The organism is Caldimonas sp. KR1-144 (assembly GCF_049446155.1).
GTDB lineage: Bacteria > Pseudomonadota > Gammaproteobacteria > Burkholderiales > Burkholderiaceae_C > Rivibacter.
On sequence record NZ_JBMSEE010000007.1, the window covers coordinates 123382 to 143228 of the forward strand.

Below are 19847 nucleotides of genomic sequence, written 5' to 3' on the forward strand. Positions count from 1 at the left end.
AACCCTCTCCCGCTCGCGGGAGAGGGAGCAAAGCGAGGCTTCTCTGAGATGAAACATCTGATCCTCGGCGCCGGCCCGGCCGGCGTGATCGCAGCCGAGACGATCCGCAAGCACGCGCCTGACGACGAGATCGTCGTCGTCGGCGACGAGCCGGAGGCGCCTTATTCGCGCATGGCGATCCCCTACCTGCTGATCGGCAACATCGGCGAGGAAGGCACGCACCTGCGCCACGCCGGCGACCACTACGACCGCCTGCGCATCGAGCTCGTGCGCGGCCGCGCGGTGAAGCTCGACACCGCCGCGTGCACGGTCGAACTCGACGACGGCAGCATCCAGAGCTACGACCGCCTGCTGATCGCCACCGGTTCGTCTCCTGCCACGCCGCCGATTCCCGGCATCGCCGGGCCCGGCGTGCACTCGTGCTGGACGCTGGCCGACGCACGCGCGATCGCCGCGCTCGCCCAGCCCGGCGCGCGCGTCGTGCAGATGGGCGCCGGCTTCATCGGCTGCATCATCATGGAGGCGCTGGCCGCGCGCGGCGTGAAGCTGAGCGTGGTCGAGATGGGCGACCGCATGGTGCCGCGCATGATGGGCCCGACGGCCGGCGGCATGATCAAGTCGTGGTGCCAGGCCCAGGGCGTCGAGGTGCACACCGGCGCGCGCGTCGAGGCGATCGAGCGCGATGCCTCGCAGGCGATGAAGGTGCGGCTGTCCGACGGCGCGGTGCTCGATGCCGATCTCGTGATCAGCGCCACCGGCGTCAAGCCCAACATCGGCTTTCTCAAGGACAGCGGCGTCAAGTGCCTGGTCGGCGTGCTGACCGACGAGCATCTGCAGACCAGCGTGCCGGGCGTCTACGCGGCGGGCGATTGCGCCGAGGCCTTCGACAAGGTCAGCGGCAAGACCATCGTCAGCGCGATCCAGCCCAACGCCGCCGAGCAGGCGCGCGTGGCCGCGCTCAACATGGTCGGGCAGCGCGCCGAGCTCAAGGGCGTGACGCAGATCAACGTGCTCGACACGCTGGGCCTCATCTCCGCGAGCTTCGGCAATTGGGAAGGCGTGCCGGGCGGCCAGCACGTCGAGCTCACCGAGCCGGACGCGCGCACCGGCGGGCGCCACCTGAGCCTGCAGTTCGAGGACGACCGGCTGGTCGGCTGCAACGCGGTCGGCTGGACGCAGCACGTCGGCGTGATGCGCGGCCTGGTCGAAGGCGGCGTGCACCTCGGCGAGTGGAAGGACAAGCTGCTCGACGACCCGACGCTGCTGATGGCCGCCTACCTCGCCAGCGCGCAGGCGCAGCATGTCCATGCCCATGCTCACGCCTGAACCGGTGGTCGATGCCCTCGCTGCTGGCGTGGCAGCATCCGCCACGATGCACATCGTCTTCAAGCTCTACGCCAGCCTCTCGGATTACCTGCCCGCCGACAAGCGCCGCGGCAACGTGCTCGAACTCGACGTCGCCGAGGGCGCGACGATCGAGCAGGTCATTGCGCCGTTCAACCTGCCGCCCAAGCTCGTGCACCTGGTGCTGGTCAACGGCCACTACATCGCGCCGGCCGACCGCGCCACGCGCGCGCTGATCGAAGGCGACGTGCTGGCGATCTGGCCGCCCATCGCCGGCGGCTGAGCCGGCGGGCCGGGCCGCGATGCGCATCGAGGAGCGCGAGCGCTTCGAGCGCGAATACGGCTGCACCGAGGCCGAGTGGCTGGGCTGGATGCCGGGTGCGACACAGGGACTCCCGCTCGAGATGGCTGCCGCCGCGCTGGTGGTGCGCATCGGCGCGGGCCGGCTCGACATTGCATGGACCGTATTGCCGCCAAGGCGCATCGCGCTGATGCGGCTGCCGCGGCTGGGCGTGCGCTTCGCATTCGACGGCGTGCCCGTCGAAGCGCGCCGCGAGTTCATGCGCGGCTTCGACCTGCGGCTGCAGCGTGGTGGCGGCTAGGAATCGGCGAGTATCGAATACAATGCATTCTGAACGGAAAGCATCGTATTGGATACATTCATGGATGCCGAATCGCTTCTGGAACGCCTGGGCGCACAGCTTCGCACCCGGCGCTTGCAGCAAGGCCTCACGCAGGCCGAGGTCGCCGCGCGCGCCGGCTTGCCCCGGCTGAAGGTGCTGCATGTCGAGGCGGGCCGCCCGACGGTGTCGGCGCTCGCCTATGCGAGGGTCGCGGCCGCGCTCGGGCTCGACCTGGGCACGGTGGCGGCGCGCCGTCCGACGCTGGAGGACATGAAGGGCTTCCTCGATGAGTGAGCCGCGTCTTTACGTGCGAACGCCCACGGGCCTGGCCGGCGTGTTGAGCCACGAGGCGCTGTACCTGTTTGCCTACTCGGTGCAGGCCACGCCGCGCGAAGCGATCTCGCTGGTGATGCCGGTGCGGCTGGCGGCCTACGATTGGCCGACGCTGCATCCGGTCTTCCAGATGAATCTGCCTGAGGGCTATGTCCTCGATCAGCTGCGGCTGCGCCTGGCCAAGACCACCGGAACCGACCCGCTGGTGCTGCTGGCGATGATGGGCGCAGCCGAGCCGATCGGCCGCTTGCGCATCGGTACCCAGGCGGACATCTCCCCCGCAACCGCCGGGGGTGAACGCCTGGCCGACATCTTGGCCTACCGGGGCGCCGAAGGCCTGTTTGACAGCCTGGTCGAGCGCTACCTCAGCCGCACCGCGGTGAGCGGCGTACAGCCCAAGGTGCTGGTGCCCGAGGCCCCGGCCCGATCGCGCAGTGCCGCGCGCGACAAGGCCGTCGGGCTGACCAACGATCTCATCGTCAAGTCGGGCCTGAACATCTATCCCGGCTTGGCGATCAACGAGTACCTGTGCATGTCGGCGGTCGCCGCGGCCGGCATCCCGACGCCCGAGTTCTTTCTCTCCGACGACCGCAGCCTGTTCGTGATGCGCCGCTTCGACCGGCTGGCCGACGGCACGGCGCTGGGCTTCGAGGACATGGCGGCGCTGGCTGGCTTGAGTGCCGAGCAGAAGTACCAGGGCAGCTATGAGGGCGTTGCCAAGCTGATCCGTGCGCTGTGCTCGCCGGCCAAGGTGGCGCCATCGCTGGCGCAGCTGTTCGACATGGTCGCGATGTCCTGTCTGCTCGGCAACGGCGACGCGCACCTGAAGAACTTCGGCCTGCTCTATGCCGACCCGGAGTCGGACGCGGTCGCACTCGCGCCCGCCTACGACATCGTCAACACGACCTGCTATCTGCCCGACGATGCGCTGGCGCTGCGGCTGGGACACGACAAGACGCTGTTCTCGTCGCGGATCAGGCTGCTCGAGTTCGCGGTCAAGCACTGCGGCATCGCGAAGAAGCGCGCACAGGCGCGCGTGATCGAGCTGATGGATGCGCTTCACGCCACGCTGAAGGCCCATCGCGCGTTGGCGGACGAAGTGCCCGGTCTGCGCCGCGCGCTCGAGAAGAACCTGGCGCTGTTCAAGGGCACGTTCGCGCGGCCCTAATGCCGGCCCAGCGCGCGCTGCTCGTACCGCGGGTACAGGTGCGAGACGTTGCGCGGGTACTCGCTCGCGAACGCGGCCCAGGCGCGGAACTCGTCGGGCACCGGCGCGCGCAGCACCTCGTGGATGTCCAGCCCTTGCTCGGCCCACTGCGTGAACTGCGCGTCGAGCCACTGCAGGTAGCGGCGCGTCTGCGCGATGCCGGCGGCACCGGCGCTCACCGGCCCATGGCTGGGCACGACCGCGGTGGGCTTGAGCGCGTCGAGCGCGTTCAGCGATGCGAGCCACGCGGCCACGTCGGCATGCGGCGTGGTCGGCACGCGCTCGTGGAACACCAGGCCGCCGACGAAGGCCACGCCGCTCGCGCGATCGACGAGCACCAGGTCGCTGGCGGTGTGGCCGGCCAGCGCATGCCACTCGAGCTCGCGCTCGCCGACGCGCAGCATGCCGCGGCCGGCCGAGGTGTCGAGCGTCGCGTCGGGCGCGAGCGCCTGCGTGCCCTTCATCCACTCGCCGCACAGGCGATAGAGATTGGTCTCGTAGGCCGCGGCCTCGCGCGCAACGCCTTCGCGCGTGGTCGCGCTCGCCGTGCGCGGCACGTCGGCGAAGGCCTGGTTGCCGAGGAAGTAGTCGGGGTGCAGGTTGAGCTGCAGCACCTGCACCACCGGCTCGCCCGTCGTGCGCGCGATCAGCGCGCGCAGTTGCTCGCCGTAGCGTCGGCTCGGGCCGGTGTTGACGACCACCACGCCGGCGCCGGTGGCGATGAAGCCGGTGTTGATGATGTTGCAGCCGTTGGCCGGCGCGAAGTCGGCGTTGGCGCCTTCGACCACCCACACGCCGGGCGCGAGCGAGCGCGCCGCGAGCCGGTAGTCGAGCGTCGCCGCGTCGGCCGCGAGGGCAGGGCGCAAGGCCGTCGCGGCCAGCAGCCAGATCGCGAGCGCGCGCCTCATCGGGCCTCGCCGCGAAAGCGGTTGCCGTTGTTGTCGCTCGCGACGATGCGCACGCCGCCCGGCGGCAGCGCGGCGAAGTCGAAGCTGAACACCGGGTTCTCGCTGACCGGCTCGAAGCATTGCAGCCGAGCGAGCTCGCGCCCGCCGGCGTCGCGCAGCGACAACCGGTTCAGGTAGAAGGCCGGGATGCCGGCGACCAGGCCGGTGTCCATCGGGTGCATCACGCGCAGCCGCAGGCGCGACTCGCCAGGCACCGAGCCGAACAACCGCGCGCTGATCTCGCCCAGCGTGCGCGACCACGAGCCGTCTTGCCGCGTCGCACCGGCGACGGTGCAGCCGCCGCCGGCCGACTCGACCCAGGTGCCGCCCACATGCCATCGCCCGTCGGCCGTGCGCGCCGCCGCGCGCACCGGCGAGGCCTGCTCGAGCTTGAAGCGAAACGCCAGCGACGGCAGGGCCGCCTCGCGCGGCTCGTAGGCCAGCACCTTGCGGATCGGGTTGCGGTCGACCAGCACCACGATCTCCTCGACGCGCCCGAGCGCCGGGTCGACGCGCACGCCGATCGGCACGTTCATCGGGTCGTCGGCGGTGAGCGGCCCTTGCACGCGCACGCGCGCATCCCACACCACCTGCGCGTCGCGGCCGAGGAACTCGCGGCGAATGTCGGGCCAGGGGTGCGACGCGAACGGATCGCCCTCGAACGGATCGGCAGCGGCCTGGGCGCTCGCCGCGAACGGCGGCGCCGCGAGGCACAGCGCGATAAGACACTGACGACGATGCATGCCGCCACGCTAGCGCCAGGGCCGCCGCCGTTGAAGTGCGGGGAAGTCCGCAGCGCTGCTCCAGCCTGAAGCAGCGCCTGCCGCTCAGCTCACCGCCGCGTCGAGCATCGCCAGCGCCGACGCCAGTTCGGCGGCCTCGACATTGAGCGCCGGCATGAAGCGCAGGCGGCGCGGCCGCACCGCGTTCACCAGCAGCCCGGGCTCGGCCTCGTCGGCGCGCGCGATCAGCGTCGATGCGAGCCGCGTCGCCGCGTCGTCGCCGGGCAGCTCCAGCGCCAGCAGCAGGCCGCGGCCCACGACCGGCGGGCTGCCGAGCCGGCGCGCGATCGCGTCCAGCCCCTCGCGCAGCTGCGCGCTGCGCGCGGCCACCGCGTCCAGGAAACCCGCTCCGGTGACGGCATCCAGCACCGCCAGCGCCACCGCGCACATCAGCGGATTGCCGCAGTAGGTGCCGCCCTGGTCGCCCGGCTCGAAGCAGCACACCGCCTCGCGCGCGAGCAGCGCGCCGATCGGCACGCCGCCGCCGAGGCCCTTGCCGAGCGTCATCACGTCCGGCTTGACGCCCGCGGCCTCGAAGCCCCACAGCGTGCCGGTGCGCCCGACGCCGGTCTGCACCTCGTCGAGGATCAGCAGCAGCCCGCGCTCGTCGCACAGCGCGCGCAGCGCCTGCATGAACCCGGGCGTCGCCTCGATCACGCCGGCCTCGCCCTGGATGGGCTCGAGCATCACCGCCACCGTCTGCGGCCCGATCAGCGCGCGCACGCTGTCCAGATCGTTCAGCCGCGCCTTCGGAAAGCCCGGCACCTGGGGCGCGAACAGCCGGTCGAAGCCGGGCTTGCCGCTGGCGCTCATGGTGGCCAGCGTGCGGCCGTGGAAGGCGTTCTCGAAGGTGACGATCTCGTGCGCGCCGCCGCGATGCACCTGGCCAAACTTGCGCGCCAGCTTGATCGCGCCTTCGTTGGCCTCGGCGCCGCTGCTGGTGAAGAACACGCGATCGAGGCCGCTGAGCGCGGCCAGGCGCGACGCGAGCTCGGCCGCGCGGTCGTTGAAGAAGCCAGGCCCGGGCTGCAGCAGGCGCTGGCTTTGCGCGGCCAGCGCGGCGGCGATCTGGGGCGGCGCATGGCCCAGCGTGTTGACGGCCCAGCCTTGCACGAGGTCCAGGTAGCGGCGGCCCTGGCTGTCGTGCAGCCAGCTGCCGTGGCCATGGGTGAACACGGCATCGGGACGGCGCGCGACGTTCATCAGCGCGTCGAGCTTGGGCGGGGGAGTGTGCAGGGCAAGCGTCATCGTCGGTTCCTTCGTGGTGGGGATCACGAAGGCCTTCGAAGACTCGCCGCGGGCCCAGGGCGTCAGGCAATGTGCGCGCACAAACGACAAAGGCCACGAGGAGAGTCTCGTGGCCTTCATCGGGTGTGAACGGCTTTCGGGTTCAGCCGGGCGCTACGAGTCCTCTCGACGCAGTCGTCGGGATGAGAGTCGTCGCAGGGCGCGTTGGGCGTTCACGGCGGCGAGGATAGCGCAGCAAGGGGCGCCCCCGACGACCCGGGCATGCCACGGGGCTTACAGTCGCAAGTGGAACAGCACCCACAAGTCCAAGCCCATGGCCCTCGACGAGCCTTCGTTTTCGATCGCGGCGATGCCGGCCGTGAAGGTCGGTGCGCGGCTGTCCGAGCAATTGGCCGACGCGCTGGCGGTCGGCATCCGCGACGGCCAGTGGCAGCCGGGCCAGAAGCTGCCCACCGAGGGCGCGCTGGTCGAGCGCTTCGGCGTCAGCCGCGCGGTCGTGCGCGAGGCGTTGCAGCGGTTGAAGACTCTGGGCCTGGTCGAGAGTCGCCAGGGCTCGGGCGCCTTCGTGCGCGAAGCGCCGGCGGCGCTGGAGAAACTCGTGCTCGAGCCCGACGGCTCGGTCGAGGCGGTGATCCGCATGGTCGAGGTCAGGCGCGCGCTCGAGGCCGAGTCGGCAGCGCTGGCCGCGGCGCGGCGCACGCCGCAGTCGATGCGGCAGATCAAGGCCGCGATGCAGGCGCTCGACGATGCCGTGGCGGCCGGCGGCGACGGCGTGGCCGAAGACGTCGCGCTGCATGTCGCGATCGCGCAGGCCGCGCGCAACCCCTTCCTGCTCGCGACGCTGGCCTACCTGAACCGCTTCCTGCTCGACGCGACGCGCGTCACGCGCGCCAACGAGGCGACGCGCGACGACCTCGAGCAAGAGGTGCGCGACGAGCATGCCGCGATCGTCGACGCGATCGAGGCCGGCGACGTGGCCGCGGCGCGCCGCGCCGGCACGCTGCACATGGTCAATGCCGCGCGACGCATCGGCCAGGCCGACCCGGCCTTCTGGGCCGCGCAGGGCCGGCAGCTGGCCGACCGCTTGCGCGCCGAGCTGGGCGCGCCCGAGCTGCTGGAGGCGCCGGCTGCCTCGAGGCGCCGCGCCGCCCGGCGGCCTTCGGCGCGGTAGCTCGGCCGCGGAGGCGGCCGCCGTTCGTCGGATCGGCCCCTTTCCATGGGAATTCCCTGATCGGCAAACGCGCGGGACTGAACCAAAATTTGTCCGACAACATGACAGCTTCTGAGCGAACTGCCGGTTGTGCCGACCAGACCTAGACCCGGAGACATCGATGCCCGCCACCTCGCACGTCCTCGCGAATCTGCCTTCGAAACTGCCCGCCCTCCTGCTCGGCGCCGTGACTGCCGCCGCGCTCGGCCTGGCCGCGCCGGCCCAGGCGCAGACCGTGCTCAAGCTCGGCCACGTGCTGGCCAAGGGCTCGCACTACGACGTCGGCGCCCACGTCTTCTGCGAGGAGATCGACAAGGGCACGCAAGGCCGCATCAAGTGCCAGGTCTATCCGGCCAGCGCGCTCGGCGGCGAGCGCGAGGAGGTCGAGGCGGTGCAGCTGGGCACGCAGGATCTCGTGATCACCTCGACGGGGCCGGTGGGCAACTTCGTGCCCGAGATCAAGATCGTCGACGTGCCCTTCCTGTTTCGCGACTACGACCACGCGCGCAAGGTGCTGGACGGCAAGATCGGCCAGGACCTGCTGGCCAAGTTCCCGTCGCACGGCCTCGTCGCGCTGGCCTGGAGCGAGAACGGCTTTCGCCATATGACCAACAACAAGCGCCCGATCGTCAACGCCTCGGACGCCGCCGGCCTGAAGCTGCGCACGATGGAGAACAAGGTCCACATGGAGGGCTACCGCGCCTTCGGCATCCTGCCCACGCCGATGGCCTTTCCCGAGGTGTTCGGCGCGCTGCAGCAAGGCGTGGTCGATGGCCAGGAGAACCCGATCCCGGTGATCCTGGCGTCGAAGTTCTCGCAGGTGCAAAAGCACCTCTCGCTGACCGGCCACGTCTACTCGCCGGCGCTGATCCTCACCAGCCCGCGCGTGTACAACAAGCTCTCCGACGCCGACAAGAAGGTCTTCGCCGACGCGGCCGCCAAGAGCGTCGCGGCGACGCGCAAGAAGGTCAACGACGACGAGGCCAACGGCATCGCCCAGCTCGAGAAGGACGGCATGCAGGTCGTGCGCAACGTCAACAGCGCGAGCTTCCGCGACGCGCTGAAGGGCCCGTACGCGAGCTACGCCAAGGAGTTCGGCGCCGAGCGCGTCGCCGCGATCCAGGCCGTCAAGTAAGCGCCGCGCGCGGGGCCGGATCATGGATGCGTTCGAGAAGGCCCTGATGCGGGTCAACCGGGCGGCGCTGATCGTGCTGCTCGCGGCGATGGCGCTGATCATCTTCGCCAACGTCGTGCTGCGCTACACCACCAGCGCGTCGATCGAATGGGCCGAGGAGGTGGCGCGCTACCTGATGGTGTGGCTGACCTTCCTCGGCGCCGGCCCAGTGCTGCGCTACGGCGGCCACATCGCGGTCGACAACCTGCAAGACGCGCTGCCGCGCGGCGCGGCCCGCGCGCTGCGCTGGCTGATCGCGCTGCTGCTGCTCGGCTTCTTCGTCTTCATGGCCGTCTACGGCGTGATGTACGCCGAGCGCGCGCAGTACCAGACCACGCCGACGACCCAGATCTCGATGGCCTGGGTCTACGCCGCAATCCCGGTCGGCAGCGTGCTGCTGGTGGCGCATTGGCTGTTCATCGTGCGCGGCTACATCGCCGAGCGCAGCTTCGCTGCCGACGCCCATTTCGACGCCAACGCCAGCGCCTCTCTCTGATCATGAGCCTCAGTGCCATCTTGCTGCTGTCGGGCTGCGGCTTCCTCGCGCTCGGCCTGCCGGTTGCCTTCGCGCTCGGCGCGGCCGTGCTCGCCGCGCTGCTGCTCGGCGCCGACTACCCGCTGTTCGTTCTGCTGAAGCAGACCTACGAAGGCATCGACAGCTTCCCGCTGATGGCGGTGCCGTTCTTCATCCTCGCGGCCGAGCTGATGAGCGGCGGCTCGCTGACCGAGGTGCTGCTGCGCTTCGCGGCGCAGTTCGTCGGCCACCGTCGCGGCGGCCTCGGCTACACCAACGTCGTCTCGCTGACCTTCTTCTCGGGCATCTCGGGCTCGGCGCTGGCCGACGCCGCCGGCCCCGGCTCGATGATGATCAGGATGATGGACAAGGCGGGCTACGACCGCGCCTACGCCGCCGCGCTGACCGCCGCGACGGCGATCGTCGGGCCGATCATCCCGCCGTCGATCATCATGATCATCTACGCGCTGCAGGACGAGAGCGTCTCGGTCGGCGCGCTGTTCGTCGCCGGCTTCGTGCCCGGCATCCTGATCGCGGCCGGCATGTGCGCGGTCAACTGGTGGATCTCGACGCGCCGCAACTACCGCGGCGAACCCGACACCGCGACCTGGCGCGACAAGCTCACGGTGAGCTGGAAGGCCCTGCCGGCGCTGATGCTGCCGGTGCTGATCCTCGGCGGCATGCGCGCCGGCTGGTTCACGCCGACCGAGGCCTCGGTGGTCGCGGTGTTCTACGCGCTGGTGTGCGGCAAGTGGGTCTACCGCACGCTGCAGTGGTCGGCGCTGCCGGACATCCTGTCGCGCTCGGCGCTGCTGACCGCCTCGGTGCTGCTGATCATCGGCACCTCCAACGCCTTCGCGTGGGTGCTCACCGTCGACGGCCTGCCGCTCAAGCTGGCGGAATGGATGACCCAGCAGCAGTTCTCGCCGCTCGGCTTCCTGCTCGCGGTGAACGTGTTCCTGCTGCTGTTCGGCATCTTCATCGAGCCGTTGCCGGGCGTGATGGTGCTGGTGCCCATCCTCGCGCCGGTGGCCGCGAAGCTGGGCATCGAGCCGATCCACTTCGCGATGATCGTGATCTACAACCTGACGCTCGGGATGATCACGCCGCCGGTGGGCGGGCTCCTGTTCGTCACCTCCAACGTCTCCAAGGTGCCGCTGGCGCGGCTGACGCGCGAGCTCAAGCCCTTCCTCGTGGCCCACGGCCTGATCCTCGTGCTGCTGACGCTGGTGCCGGCGCTCAGCACCTGGGCGCCGCGCGCGCTCGGCTTCAAGTGACTTCCCAAGAGACCTCCATGAGCAATCACTCCCACATCAAGGTCGGCGTGATCGGCCTGGGCGCGATGGGCCGCGGCATGGCCGCGTCGCTGCGCCGCGCCGGCTACGCCGTCCACGTTTGCGACGTGCGCGCCGAGGCTGCGCAGGCCTTCGCGGCCGAAGGCGGCATCGCCTGCGCGACGCCGGCCGAGCTGGCGGCGGCCTGCGAGATCGTGATCAGCGTCGTCGTCAACGCGGCGCAGACCGAGCAGGTGCTGTTCGGCGAGCAAGGCGCGGCCGCGGCGATGAAGCCGGGCAGCCTGTTCGTGATGTGCTCGACGGTCGACCCGAACTGGTCGGTGCAGCTCGAGGAGCGACTGGCCGAGCGCGGCCTGCTCTACCTCGATGCGCCGATCTCCGGCGGTGCCGCCAAGGCCGCCTCGGGCCAGATGACGATGATGACCGCCGGCCGCCCCGAGGCCTATGCCAAGGCCGGCGGCACGCTCGAAGCGATGGCCGCCAAGGTCTATCGCCTCGGCGATCGCGCGGGCAATGGCAGCAAGGTCAAGATCATCAACCAGCTGCTCGCCGGCGTGCACATCGCCGCGGCGGCCGAGGCGATGGCACTCGGCCTGCGCGAGGGCGTCGACGCGGCCGACCTCTACGAGGTCATCACGCACAGCGCCGGCAACAGCTGGATGTTCGAGAACCGCATGGCCCACGTGCTGGCCGGCGACTACACGCCGCTGTCGGCCGTCGACATCTTCGTCAAGGACCTGGGGCTGGTGCTCGACACCGCGCGCGCGAGCAAGTTTCCGCTGCCGTTGTCGGCCACCGCGCACCAGATGTTCATGCAGGCCTCGACCGCCGGCTTCGCCAAGCAGGACGACTCGGCGGTGATCAAGATCTTTCCGGGCATCACGCTGCCGCAGGCTGCCGCCGCGAAGGAGGCGCCATGCGCGTCCTGATCACCGGCGGCAGCGGCTTTCTGGGCGCGCGGCTCGCGCGCACGCTGCTGAAGACGGGCCGACTCGCGCTCGCCGGCGCCGCCGCGGCCGAGATCACCGAGCTGCGCCTGACCGATCTCGCGCCGCCGCCGGCCGACCTGCTCGCCGACGCGCGCGTGAGCGCAGTGACCGGCGATCTCGCCGCGCTGCTGCGCGATGGCCGGCTTGCGCTGGACGACATCGACGCGGTGGTGCATCTTGCCGCCGCGGTCAGCGCCGAATGCGAGGCCGACCTCGATCTGGGCTTGCGCAGCAACCTCGAGGCCAGCCTCGCGCTGCTGCAGGCGGCGCGGCATGCGGGGCGCGCGCCGGTGTTCGTGTTTGCCAGCTCGGTCGCGGTGTTCGGCGCGGCGCCCGGGCGGTCGCTGCCCGAGACGATCGAGGACGATGACCTGCCCGTGCCGCGCAGCAGCTACGGCGTGCAGAAGTTCGCCGTCGAGCAGCTGGTTGCCGACTTCGATCGGCGCGGCCTCGTGCGTGGGCGCAACGTGCGGCTGATGACGGTGGCGGTGCGGCCGGGCCGCCCGAACGGTGCGGCCTCGGGCTTTCTCAGCGGCATGGTGCGCGAGCCGCTCGCCGGCGCGCGCTGCGTGGTGCCGGTCAGCCCCGAGACGCGCGTCGCACTTGCCTCGCCCGGCAACACGGTCGCGGGCCTGCTGCGTGCGCTCGAAGCGAGCGCCGATGCCTGGGGGCCCGCCACCGCGGTCAATCTGCCGGCGCTGTCGACCACGGCCGGCGAGATCGCGCAGGCGCTCGCGCGCGTGGCCGGCGACGAGGCCGCGTCGCGGCTCGACTGGCAGCCGGACGCGCGCATCGCCGCGATCGTCGGCGGCTGGCCGGCGCGCTTTGCCGGCACGCGCGCGAAGGCGCTCGGACTCGCGCCGGACGCATCGGTCGAGGCGCTGATCCGCGCCTACGCGGCCGACCACCCCGACGCGTTGCAGCGCCCGCTGCGCGACGCCTGATCGATCCGTCTCCCAGCAAGGAATGACATGAGCCGCCCGCTGCTCGGCTGCATCGCCGACGATTTCACCGGCGCGACCGACCTCGCCAACAACCTCGTGCGCAGCGGCATGCGCAGCGTGCAGACGATCGGCGTGCCGCAGACCGACGAGGTGCTGGATGCCGACGCGATCGTCGTCGCGCTGAAGTCGCGCACGGTCGATGCCGCCGAAGCGGTCAGGCAGTCGCTCGACGCGCTGCGCTGGCTGCAGCGCCAAGGCGTCGAGCAGGTCTACTTCAAGTACTGCTCGACCTTCGACTCGACGCCGGCCGGCAACATCGGTCCGGTGATCGACGCGCTGCTCGACGCGCTGGAAGGCGAGGGCCGCGGCTTCACGATCGCCTGCCCGGCTTTTCCGCTCAACGGCCGCACGATCTTCAAGGGCCATCTGTTCGTCGGCGACGTGCTGCTCTCGGACAGCGGCATGCGCCAGCATCCGCTGACGCCGATGACCGATGCCAACCTCGTGCGCGTGCTGCAGGCGCAGACGAAGCGACGCGTCGCGCTGGTCGCGCACGAGGTCGTTGCCGCGGGGGCGGCTGCGCTGCGACAGCGCTTCGAGGCGCTGCGCGCCGAGGGCGTGGGCGTCGCGATCGTCGACGCGATCGCCGACGCCGACCTGCACTGCATCGGCCAGGCGCTGGCCGGGATGCCGCTGGTCACCGCCGGCTCGGGCATCGCGATCGGCCTGCCCGCCAACTGGGGCGTCGCCGCGAACCCGGCCGCCGCCGCGCTGCCGCCGGCCGATGGCCTGCGCGCCATCGTCAGCGGCAGCTGCTCGGTCGCGACCAATGCGCAGGTGCTGCAATGGCGGCAGCAGGGCGGGGCGGCGTTCGCGGTCGATCCGATCGCGGTGGCCGCGGGCGAAGACGTGGCCGGCCAGGCGCTGGCCTGGGCGAAGGCGCGGCTGTCGGAGGGCCCGGTGCTGGTCTACGCGACCGCGCAGCCCGAGGCGGTGAAGGCGGTGCAGGCAAGACTGGGCGTCGCGCAGGCCGGCGAGCTGGTCGAGCGCACGCTGGCCGGCATCGCGCGCGGGCTGGTCGACGCCGGCGTGCGCCAGCTCGTCGTCGCCGGCGGCGAGACCTCGGGTGCGGTCGTGCAGGCGCTGGGCGTGCAGCGCATGGCGATCGGCGCGCAGATCGATCCCGGTGTGCCGTGGACCGCGGCGGCCACCACGGCCGGCGGCGGCGCGACGGTGCACCTCGCGCTGAAGTCGGGCAACTTCGGTGCGACCGACTTCTTCGCCAAGTCGTTCGCGATGCTCGAGGGGCGGCCCTGATGGACGACGCCACGCTGCGCGAGGAGATCTGCCGCGTCGGCGCGTCGTTGTTCGCGCGCGGCTACGTGCATGCGAGCGCCGGCAACATCAGCGCGCGCCGGCCGGGCGGCGGCTTCGTGATCACGCCGACCGATGCCTGCCTCGGCACGTTGCAGCCCGATCGCCTGGCCGTGATCGAGCCCGACGGCACGCAGATCGCCGGCGAGCGCGCCTCCAAGACGCTGGCGCTGCACCGGCGCATCTACGAAGCGGATCCCGAGGCCGGCTGCGTGCTGCACACGCACGCGACGCATCTCGTCGCGCTGACGCTGGCCGGCGTGTGGTCGGCCGAGGACATCGTGCCGCCGATCACGCCGTACTACGTGATGAAGGTCGGCCACGTGCCGCTGGTTGCCTACCATCGGCCCGGCGATCCGGCGGTGGCCGAGCAGGTCGCCGCGCTGATCGCGCGGTCGCGCTCGGTGGGTGCGCCGATCCGCGGCGTGATGCTGGAGCGGCTGGGGCCGGTGGTCTGGCACCGAACGCCGGCGCAAGCGAGCGCGGTGCTCGAGGAGCTGGAGGAAACCGCGAAGCTGTGGCTGCAAACCGGCCGCAGCGCCACGGCGCTCGGCGCCGCACAGATCGACGAGCTGCGCCAGGCCTTCGGCGCGCACTGGTGACCCGAACCGACTTGCCTTTCACGCGACCCGCCATGCCACGCTTCGCCGCCAACCTGAGCATGCTCTACAACGAGCACGCCTTCCTCGACCGCTTTGCCGCCGCCGCGGCGGATGGCTTTCATGCCGTCGAGTACCTGTTCCCCTATGCCTTCGAGGCCGACGTGCTGGCCGCGCGGCTGCGCGAGCACGGCCTCGAGCAGGTGCTGTTCAACGCGCCGCCGGGCGACTGGGACTCAGGCGAACGCGGCCTCGCCTGCCTGCCCGGGCGCGAGGCCGAGTTCCGCGCCGGCATCGCGCAGGCGCTGCATTACGCCGACGTCCTGCGCTGCCCGCGCATCCACGTGATGGCCGGCCTGGCGCCGGCCGGCACCGATCGCGCCGCGCTGCAGGCCACCTACGAGGCCAACCTCGCCTGGGCCGCCGAGCAGGCGCGCGCCGCCGGCCGCGAGCTGCTGATCGAGCCGATCAACCCGCGCGACGTGCCCGGCTACTTCCTGAACCGGCAGGACGAGGCGCACCGCATCGTGCAGGCCATCGGCGCGCCCAACCTCAAGGTGCAGATGGACCTGTACCACTGCCAGATCGTCGAGGGCGACGTCGCGATGAAGCTGCGCCGGTACCTGCCCACGGGCCGCGTCGGCCACATCCAGATCGCGGGCGTGCCGATGCGCAACGAGCCCGACATCGGCGAGCTCAACCACGACTACCTGTTCGCGGTGATCGACGAACTCTCGGCCAACGGCGGCTGGTCGGGCTGGATCGGCTGCGAGTACCGCCCTGCGCGCGGCACCGCGCCGGGGGCCACGTCGGCGGGACTGGGCTGGATGCGGCGCTGAGCCAGCGCGGCTTCAGGCTCGCCCGGAACGACGGCTGCGCGGCTGCAGCTTGTCGAGTTCGGCGAGCTGCTGCTTGAGCAGCAGCAGCAAGGTGCGCGCGTGCTCCACCGGCACGCGAAGCGTGCTGCTCGAGGCGTCCTCGTCGCGCGCCGAGCGCGGCAGCACGGCGATGTCGGCGGCGAGTTCGATCACGCCGTGGTGGTCGTGCCGCACCGACTTGAGGCGCTGCACATCGATGTCGTAGGTCTTCACGCGCTTTCCTTCGAATGACGGTGCCGATGCGCCGCCCGTGCCATTGTGCTGGCTGCCGCCGCCCGCAGCAGGCGCCGGAAGGTCGGGCACTCGGCGTGGCTGGGCGCCGGGCAGACCGCCGCGTGCCGCAGGCCGGAGCTCATGGCCTTGAGCCGCTTCACCAGGGCATCGAGCTCGTCGGCCTTGGCGATGAGCATCTGCCGGTCGATGCTCGGCCGGCCGTCGGGCGAGAACATCGTGCCGATCTCGTCCAGGCTGAAGCCGGCCGCCTGCCCCAGCGAGATCAGCGCCAGCTGATCCAGGATGCCCGGCGCGAAGCGGCGCCGCGCGCCCTGCCGGCCGATCGAGGCGATCAGGCCCTTTTCCTCGTAGTAGCGCAGCGTCGAGGCGGGCACGCCCGAGCGCTTGGCGACTTCCGCGATGTCCATGGCAGAAACCTCTTGACCTCAAGTTGACTTGAACTTCTATAGTGACCGCGAGTGGTTCATCGGTCAACCGGAGACACAAGTCATGCTCTCGTTCCTGCAAGACGGCGCCCGCATCGCGCTCATCGGCATCGGCGCCACGGCGCTCATGGATCTGTGGCTCGTGCTGTTGAAGCGGCTGGGCGTGCCGACGCTGGACTTCGCCCTGATCGGCCGTTGGCTCGGGCACGGGCTGGGCGGCAAGTGGACGCACCAGGCCATCGGCCGGGCCGCGCCTGTCAGGGGGGAGCTGGCCTTGGGATGGCTGGTTCACTACGCCGTCGGCGTCGCCTTTGCCGGCGTGCTGGTCGCTGCCTTCGGGCTCGAATGGGCCAAGGCGCCGACGCCGCTGCCGGCGCTGTGCGTGGGCATCGGCACGGTGGCCGCGCCGCTGCTCGTCCTGCAGCCGGCCATGGGTGCGGGCTTCGCGTCGTCGAAGACGGCCACGCCGGCGCGCAACTGCCTGCGCAGCCTGATCAACCACTGCGTCTTCGGCGCCGGCCTGTACTTGTCGGCCGCGTCGATCGCCTGGCTCTGGCACTGACGAAGCGCGTGCCGGGCAGCCCATCACCTCAACCGGAATCGAAAGCGATGAAGAAGCTCGCCGTCATCTACCACAGCGCCCACGGCCACACCGAGCACATTGCCCGGCATGTCGTCGCGGGCGCGCAGAGCGCGCCTCACACCGACGTGCACCTGCTCGAGGCCCAGGCGTTGGCCGACGCCCCCGAGGCGCTGCTGGCGTTCGAAGGCCTGATCCTCGGTTCACCGACCTACCTGGGCGGCGTGTCGGCGCCGTTCAAGGCCTTCATGGACTCGACCGGCCGGCTGTGGCGGGACCAGCGGCTCAAGGGCCGGCTCGCGTCGGGCTTCACGGTGTCTTCATTGCCCGCCGGGGACAAGCAGTCGACGCTGCTGTCGATGTTCACCTTCGCGATGCAGCACGGGATGATCTGGGTCGGCAATCCGATCATCCCGCAGCAGCACCGCGGCGTCCCGTACGACGAGGCCGCCAACCGGCTGGGTTCGTGGTCGGGCCTGATGGCGCAGGCCGGCCACGCGGCCCCGGCGGACTCGTTCGCGCCGGGCGACGTCAAGACGGCCAGGATGTTCGGCTGGAACTTCGCCGAAGCGCTGAACCGGCTGGCCTCGCGGGCCGAGCGCGCGATGCCGCAGGCGGTCCAATGATCCCGGCCCGGTTCGCGCCGGCGCTGTTCGGCCTCATCCTCTCCGGGCTGATGTCCTTCGTGGTGTCGGGCATCTCGACCTGGCGGGCTGCCGGCCTGGGGGCAGACTTCGCGGGCTTGTGGCTGAGCGCGTGGCTCGCGGCGTGGATGGTCGCGTTTCCGATCGTCTTGATCGTGGCGCCGCTGGCGCGCCGGCTCGTCGCGCGGCTCGTCGAGGCGCCTTGACTCAGATGGCCGGATTGAGCCGGGGATGCGTTTCTTCGCCCCAGCGATGGACGATCGCGCCGGACACGGCCATCGAGATCGCGACGAACCAGAACGCGCTCTCGAGCCGCCCCCCGATCGCCGCCGCCGCGCCCAGTCCGAGCGCGCCGATGCCGTAGCCCAGGTCGCGCCAGAAGCGGTAGATGCCGATCGCCGAGGCGCGCCAGCTCGGGGGCGCGATGTCCGCGACGGCGGCGCTGAGGTTGGGGTAGAGCATGGCCATGCCCAGTCCGGCGACCGCCGCGCAGGCGCTCCACCAGGCTGCGCCGCGGCCCAGCGGCATCAGCGCGACGCCGGCGCCGCAGACCCACATGCCCCAGGCGTTCAGCCGGTGGCGGCCGAGCCGGTCGGAGAGCCTGCCGGTGAAGAACTGCGCGCCGCCCCAGCTGAAGCCGTAGACGCCGACGATCCAACCGATGCCCGGCAGGTCGATGCCCTGCTGGTGCAGGTAGACGGGCCAGAAGGCCCACACCAGTGCGTCGACGAACTTCTCGACCAGGCCGGCCTGGCACAGCGCGGCCATGCGGCGGTCGCGCCAGCTCATCAGCGCGAAGACCTCCGCGGTCGTCGGCCAATCGCTCGCCGCCTTCGCGTAGCGCGGTCGCAGCGCGGGCGTCGCTGCGACGGCGTGATGCTTCACTTCGTCGCGCGCCCATGGCAGGGTCTCCTCGACGGCCAGCGCCGACAACAGCGTGCCCAGGCCGATGACGGCGCCGCCGAACCACAACAGGCCCTCGCGCGGCCCGAGCAAGGCGGCCAGATAGCCGGTCGCAACGCCGGCGGTGGCCACGCCGACGTAGCCCGAGAACTCGTTCAGTCCGATCACCAGCCCGCGCTGGTCGGCGCGCGTGAAATCGAGCTTGGCCGTCTGCGTCATCGACCAGGCGAGGCCCTGGTTGACGCCCAGCAGCACGGTCGCGGCAACGATCCACGACCAGCTCGCAGCGAAGTACACCAGCGCCGGGATCGGCAGTGCGACCAGCCAGCCCGCCAGCAGCACGCGCTGTCGGCCGATGCGATCGGCCAGCCGACCGGCCGCGAAGTTCATTGCGCCCTTGACGAAGCCGAACGCGACCACGAAGGCCACCAGCAGCAGGAACGACCCGCGCGGCACGCCGAACTCGGCCTCGGCCAGCGCCGGCACGACGTTGCGCGTCATGCCGATCGTCATGCCCACGAGCAGCACCTGCAGCAGCTGCTGCAGGAACTGGCCCAGGTTGGCGCGGATGCCGAACTTCACGGGCGGACTCGTTCGCGCCGGCTCAGTCGCGGGCCGGGCCGCGCAGCTTGGCCTCGAGGAAGCGCGCCATGTCGGCCGGCGGCGCCGGGATGTCGGCGATCCGTCGGCGCATGAACGCCTCCCTGGACATCGAGTGCATCGGGTTGAAGCGCTTTTCGAAGCCGATGGTGGACGCCGGCTTGCCCGACAGGCCCGCGCCGCAGGCGCCGCCGGCCCGGTGGCCCGCGCAGCCGAAGAGGTGGGACAGCGATGCGTTCGCGGCGGCGCGTTGGCGGAAGAACATGGTCGTTGCGGCTACGAGGCCAGCGGCAGGCCGCGCGCTCGCCACTCGGCGACACCGTCGCTCAGGTGGAACGCCCGGTAGCCCTTCTTGCGCAGCAGTTCGACCGCGTCCTTGGCCATCAGGCAGAACGGGCCGCGGCAGTACGCGACGATGGGCAAGTCCTTGGCCAGCTCGCCCAGCCGCCTGCGGATCTCGACCAGCGGCAGCGAACGCGCGTGCGGCAGGTGCGCCGCCTCGAACTCCGCCGGCGGGCGCACGTCGAGCACGACGATCTCACCCGAGGCCGCGCGGCGCAGGATCTCCGCGCGGTCGACGCCTTTCAGCTCGTCACCGTGCTCGGCGATCGACGCCAGCGCGATGCGCAGCTCGACCAGGCGCTCCTCGGCCGCGTTGCGCAGGCTGACCCACAGGTCGGCGACGCCGGTGCCGGCCAGGCGGTACGAAACGTACTTGCCTTCCTTTCGCGTCTCGACCAGCCGCGCCAGGCGAAGCTCCTTGAGATGGGCACTGGCGAGTTTGACGCTGATGTCGGCCTGGGCCGCCAGTGTCTCGACCGTCATCTCGCCCTGGCACAGCAGCTCGACGAGCTCGAGCCGCTTCGGGCTGGCCATCGCCTTGCCGATGCGCGCCACCTGCTCGTACAGCTCGTTCTTCAGTGCTCTCATACGAATAGTCTAGGGATCATTGGAATGTTTGCCAACGCCCGGCGTCCGATCCATCGCGAGACGCCATGAA

Annotated in this window: 25 protein-coding genes; 17 read left to right on the forward strand and 8 right to left on the reverse strand. The window is 71.1% G+C overall.

What is annotated here, in order from left to right:
- Positions 1–48: 48 nt before the first annotated feature.
- The 5 genes from ACO2TI_RS16800 to ACO2TI_RS16820 are packed head-to-tail and all read left to right on the forward strand — an operon-like array spanning position 49 to position 3468.
- A complete protein-coding gene (locus ACO2TI_RS16800) occupies positions 49–1326 on the forward strand; it encodes an NAD(P)/FAD-dependent oxidoreductase (RefSeq protein WP_423286072.1) in 1278 nt (425 codons plus the stop codon).
- Between the two features lie 46 nt (positions 1327–1372).
- On the forward strand, positions 1373–1627 hold the full coding sequence (gene thiS, locus ACO2TI_RS16805) for a sulfur carrier protein ThiS (RefSeq protein WP_423286382.1): 255 nt from the start codon (positions 1373–1375) through the stop codon (positions 1625–1627).
- A 19-nt stretch (positions 1628–1646) separates the two neighbouring features.
- Entirely contained in the window at positions 1647–1946 is a 300-nt protein-coding gene (locus tag ACO2TI_RS16810; protein ID WP_423286074.1) for a hypothetical protein, read from the forward strand.
- 60 nt (positions 1947–2006) lie between these two features.
- Complete coding sequence (locus ACO2TI_RS16815) at positions 2007–2261, forward strand: helix-turn-helix domain-containing protein (protein WP_423286076.1); 255 nt, start codon at positions 2007–2009, stop codon at positions 2259–2261.
- Positions 2254–3468: a type II toxin-antitoxin system HipA family toxin gene (locus tag ACO2TI_RS16820; RefSeq protein ID WP_423286077.1), complete on the forward strand. Its 1215-nt coding sequence runs from the start codon at positions 2254–2256 to the stop codon at positions 3466–3468. Before ACO2TI_RS16815 ends, ACO2TI_RS16820 begins: the two co-directional genes overlap by 8 nt.
- On the opposite strand, the gene ACO2TI_RS16825 is transcribed toward ACO2TI_RS16820, so the two are convergent.
- The 3 genes from ACO2TI_RS16825 to ACO2TI_RS16835 form a co-directional block, all read right to left on the reverse strand.
- Positions 3465–4415 (reverse strand): quinoprotein relay system zinc metallohydrolase 1, encoded by a 951-nt coding sequence (locus ACO2TI_RS16825; RefSeq protein WP_423286079.1) that lies wholly within the window; start codon positions 4413–4415, stop codon positions 3465–3467. The genes ACO2TI_RS16820 and ACO2TI_RS16825 overlap by 4 nt on opposite strands.
- Positions 4412–5197 (reverse strand): quinoprotein dehydrogenase-associated SoxYZ-like carrier, encoded by a 786-nt coding sequence (locus tag ACO2TI_RS16830; protein ID WP_423286081.1) that lies wholly within the window; start codon positions 5195–5197, stop codon positions 4412–4414. Before ACO2TI_RS16830 ends, ACO2TI_RS16825 begins: the two co-directional genes overlap by 4 nt.
- Positions 5198–5281: 84 nt before the next feature.
- Positions 5282–6484 (reverse strand): aminotransferase class III-fold pyridoxal phosphate-dependent enzyme, encoded by a 1203-nt coding sequence (locus ACO2TI_RS16835; protein WP_423286083.1) that lies wholly within the window; start codon positions 6482–6484, stop codon positions 5282–5284.
- Positions 6485–6797: 313 nt separating this feature from the next.
- On the opposite strand from ACO2TI_RS16835, the gene ACO2TI_RS16840 reads away from it, so the two are divergent.
- From ACO2TI_RS16840 to otnI, 9 genes are all read left to right on the forward strand, one after another.
- On the forward strand, positions 6798–7655 hold the full coding sequence (locus ACO2TI_RS16840; protein WP_423286085.1) for a FadR/GntR family transcriptional regulator: 858 nt from the start codon (positions 6798–6800) through the stop codon (positions 7653–7655).
- A 160-nt stretch (positions 7656–7815) separates the two neighbouring features.
- Positions 7816–8829, forward strand: a complete 1014-nt coding sequence (locus tag ACO2TI_RS16845) for a TRAP transporter substrate-binding protein (RefSeq protein ID WP_423286087.1) — start codon at positions 7816–7818, stop codon at positions 8827–8829.
- Between the two features lie 22 nt (positions 8830–8851).
- A complete protein-coding gene (locus ACO2TI_RS16850) occupies positions 8852–9364 on the forward strand; it encodes a TRAP transporter small permease (RefSeq protein ID WP_423286089.1) in 513 nt (170 codons plus the stop codon).
- Positions 9365–9366: 2 nt separating this feature from the next.
- Entirely contained in the window at positions 9367–10659 is a 1293-nt protein-coding gene (locus tag ACO2TI_RS16855; RefSeq protein WP_423286091.1) for a TRAP transporter large permease, read from the forward strand.
- Complete coding sequence (gene ltnD / locus ACO2TI_RS16860; RefSeq protein WP_423286093.1) at positions 10656–11606, forward strand: L-threonate dehydrogenase; 951 nt, start codon at positions 10656–10658, stop codon at positions 11604–11606. The genes ACO2TI_RS16855 and ltnD overlap by 4 nt, the downstream gene beginning before the upstream one ends.
- Positions 11594–12610, forward strand: a complete 1017-nt coding sequence (denD, locus tag ACO2TI_RS16865; protein WP_423286095.1) for a D-erythronate dehydrogenase — start codon at positions 11594–11596, stop codon at positions 12608–12610. The genes ltnD and denD overlap by 13 nt, the downstream gene beginning before the upstream one ends.
- Before the next feature lie 27 nt (positions 12611–12637).
- Entirely contained in the window at positions 12638–13927 is a 1290-nt protein-coding gene (gene otnK, locus ACO2TI_RS16870; RefSeq protein WP_423286097.1) for a 3-oxo-tetronate kinase, read from the forward strand.
- Positions 13927–14586 (forward strand): aldolase, encoded by a 660-nt coding sequence (locus tag ACO2TI_RS16875; RefSeq protein ID WP_423286099.1) that lies wholly within the window; start codon positions 13927–13929, stop codon positions 14584–14586. Before otnK ends, ACO2TI_RS16875 begins: the two co-directional genes overlap by 1 nt.
- Positions 14587–14618: 32 nt before the next feature.
- A complete protein-coding gene (gene otnI / locus ACO2TI_RS16880; protein WP_423286101.1) occupies positions 14619–15422 on the forward strand; it encodes a 2-oxo-tetronate isomerase in 804 nt (267 codons plus the stop codon).
- Between the two features lie 12 nt (positions 15423–15434).
- Here the strand turns inward: otnI and ACO2TI_RS16885 are convergent, their stop codons facing one another.
- A complete protein-coding gene (locus ACO2TI_RS16885; protein WP_423286102.1) occupies positions 15435–15674 on the reverse strand; it encodes a hypothetical protein in 240 nt (79 codons plus the stop codon).
- The gene (locus ACO2TI_RS16890) at positions 15671–16102 is read right to left on the reverse strand and encodes a helix-turn-helix domain-containing protein (protein WP_423286103.1); all 432 of its coding nucleotides are present in this window, start codon (positions 16100–16102) and stop codon (positions 15671–15673) included. Before ACO2TI_RS16890 ends, ACO2TI_RS16885 begins: the two co-directional genes overlap by 4 nt.
- 82 nt (positions 16103–16184) lie before the next feature.
- Here ACO2TI_RS16890 and ACO2TI_RS16895 point away from each other — a divergent pair, with 82 nt between their 5' ends.
- The 3 genes from ACO2TI_RS16895 to ACO2TI_RS16905 are packed head-to-tail and all read left to right on the forward strand — an operon-like array spanning position 16185 to position 17550.
- Complete coding sequence (locus ACO2TI_RS16895; protein WP_423286105.1) at positions 16185–16682, forward strand: DUF2938 domain-containing protein; 498 nt, start codon at positions 16185–16187, stop codon at positions 16680–16682.
- Between the two features lie 47 nt (positions 16683–16729).
- Complete coding sequence (locus ACO2TI_RS16900) at positions 16730–17326, forward strand: flavodoxin family protein (protein WP_423286107.1); 597 nt, start codon at positions 16730–16732, stop codon at positions 17324–17326.
- Positions 17323–17550, forward strand: a complete 228-nt coding sequence (locus ACO2TI_RS16905) for a DUF2798 domain-containing protein (RefSeq protein WP_423286109.1) — start codon at positions 17323–17325, stop codon at positions 17548–17550. The genes ACO2TI_RS16900 and ACO2TI_RS16905 overlap by 4 nt, the downstream gene beginning before the upstream one ends.
- A gap of 1 nt (position 17551) precedes the next feature.
- Here the strand turns inward: ACO2TI_RS16905 and ACO2TI_RS16910 are convergent, their stop codons facing one another.
- Genes ACO2TI_RS16910 through ACO2TI_RS16920 form a run of 3 tightly spaced genes read right to left on the reverse strand, consistent with a single transcriptional unit; the run spans position 17552 to position 19777 of the window.
- The gene (locus ACO2TI_RS16910; protein ID WP_423286110.1) at positions 17552–18829 is read right to left on the reverse strand and encodes an MFS transporter; all 1278 of its coding nucleotides are present in this window, start codon (positions 18827–18829) and stop codon (positions 17552–17554) included.
- 22 nt (positions 18830–18851) lie between these two features.
- Positions 18852–19112 (reverse strand): hypothetical protein, encoded by a 261-nt coding sequence (locus ACO2TI_RS16915; protein WP_423286112.1) that lies wholly within the window; start codon positions 19110–19112, stop codon positions 18852–18854.
- A gap of 11 nt (positions 19113–19123) precedes the next feature.
- Positions 19124–19777, reverse strand: coding sequence for an ArsR/SmtB family transcription factor (locus ACO2TI_RS16920; protein WP_423286114.1), 654 nt, complete (start codon positions 19775–19777; stop codon positions 19124–19126).
- Positions 19778–19847 lie beyond the last annotated feature (70 nt).

What these genes read in the sequence shown, in the direction of transcription:
- ACO2TI_RS16810 (WP_423286074.1), top strand. Translation starts at nt 1,647, where the DNA reads ATGCGCATCGAGGAGCGCGAGCGCTTCGAGCGCGAATACGGCTGCACC.
- ACO2TI_RS16855 (WP_423286091.1), top strand. Translation starts at nt 9,367, where the DNA reads ATGAGCCTCAGTGCCATCTTGCTGCTGTCGGGCTGCGGCTTCCTCGCG.
- ACO2TI_RS16825 (WP_423286079.1), bottom strand. Translation starts at nt 4,415, where the DNA reads ATGAGGCGCGCGCTCGCGATCTGGCTGCTGGCCGCGACGGCCTTGCGC.
- ACO2TI_RS16915 (WP_423286112.1), bottom strand. Translation starts at nt 19,112, where the DNA reads ATGTTCTTCCGCCAACGCGCCGCCGCGAACGCATCGCTGTCCCACCTC.
- ACO2TI_RS16850 (WP_423286089.1), top strand. Translation starts at nt 8,852, where the DNA reads ATGGATGCGTTCGAGAAGGCCCTGATGCGGGTCAACCGGGCGGCGCTG.
- ACO2TI_RS16895 (WP_423286105.1), top strand. Translation starts at nt 16,185, where the DNA reads ATGCTCTCGTTCCTGCAAGACGGCGCCCGCATCGCGCTCATCGGCATC.
- otnK (WP_423286097.1), top strand. Translation starts at nt 12,638, where the DNA reads ATGAGCCGCCCGCTGCTCGGCTGCATCGCCGACGATTTCACCGGCGCG.
- denD (WP_423286095.1), top strand. Translation starts at nt 11,594, where the DNA reads ATGCGCGTCCTGATCACCGGCGGCAGCGGCTTTCTGGGCGCGCGGCTC.
- ACO2TI_RS16890 (WP_423286103.1), bottom strand. Translation starts at nt 16,102, where the DNA reads ATGGACATCGCGGAAGTCGCCAAGCGCTCGGGCGTGCCCGCCTCGACG.
- ACO2TI_RS16845 (WP_423286087.1), top strand. Translation starts at nt 7,816, where the DNA reads ATGCCCGCCACCTCGCACGTCCTCGCGAATCTGCCTTCGAAACTGCCC.
- ACO2TI_RS16920 (WP_423286114.1), bottom strand. Translation starts at nt 19,777, where the DNA reads ATGAGAGCACTGAAGAACGAGCTGTACGAGCAGGTGGCGCGCATCGGC.
- ACO2TI_RS16820 (WP_423286077.1), top strand. Translation starts at nt 2,254, where the DNA reads ATGAGTGAGCCGCGTCTTTACGTGCGAACGCCCACGGGCCTGGCCGGC.
- ACO2TI_RS16835 (WP_423286083.1), bottom strand. Translation starts at nt 6,484, where the DNA reads ATGACGCTTGCCCTGCACACTCCCCCGCCCAAGCTCGACGCGCTGATG.
- ACO2TI_RS16815 (WP_423286076.1), top strand. Translation starts at nt 2,007, where the DNA reads ATGGATGCCGAATCGCTTCTGGAACGCCTGGGCGCACAGCTTCGCACC.
- ACO2TI_RS16800 (WP_423286072.1), top strand. Translation starts at nt 49, where the DNA reads ATGAAACATCTGATCCTCGGCGCCGGCCCGGCCGGCGTGATCGCAGCC.
- ACO2TI_RS16900 (WP_423286107.1), top strand. Translation starts at nt 16,730, where the DNA reads ATGAAGAAGCTCGCCGTCATCTACCACAGCGCCCACGGCCACACCGAG.
- ACO2TI_RS16875 (WP_423286099.1), top strand. Translation starts at nt 13,927, where the DNA reads ATGGACGACGCCACGCTGCGCGAGGAGATCTGCCGCGTCGGCGCGTCG.
- ACO2TI_RS16840 (WP_423286085.1), top strand. Translation starts at nt 6,798, where the DNA reads ATGGCCCTCGACGAGCCTTCGTTTTCGATCGCGGCGATGCCGGCCGTG.
- thiS (WP_423286382.1), top strand. Translation starts at nt 1,373, where the DNA reads ATGCACATCGTCTTCAAGCTCTACGCCAGCCTCTCGGATTACCTGCCC.
- ACO2TI_RS16830 (WP_423286081.1), bottom strand. Translation starts at nt 5,197, where the DNA reads ATGCATCGTCGTCAGTGTCTTATCGCGCTGTGCCTCGCGGCGCCGCCG.
- ACO2TI_RS16905 (WP_423286109.1), top strand. Translation starts at nt 17,323, where the DNA reads ATGATCCCGGCCCGGTTCGCGCCGGCGCTGTTCGGCCTCATCCTCTCC.
- otnI (WP_423286101.1), top strand. Translation starts at nt 14,619, where the DNA reads ATGCCACGCTTCGCCGCCAACCTGAGCATGCTCTACAACGAGCACGCC.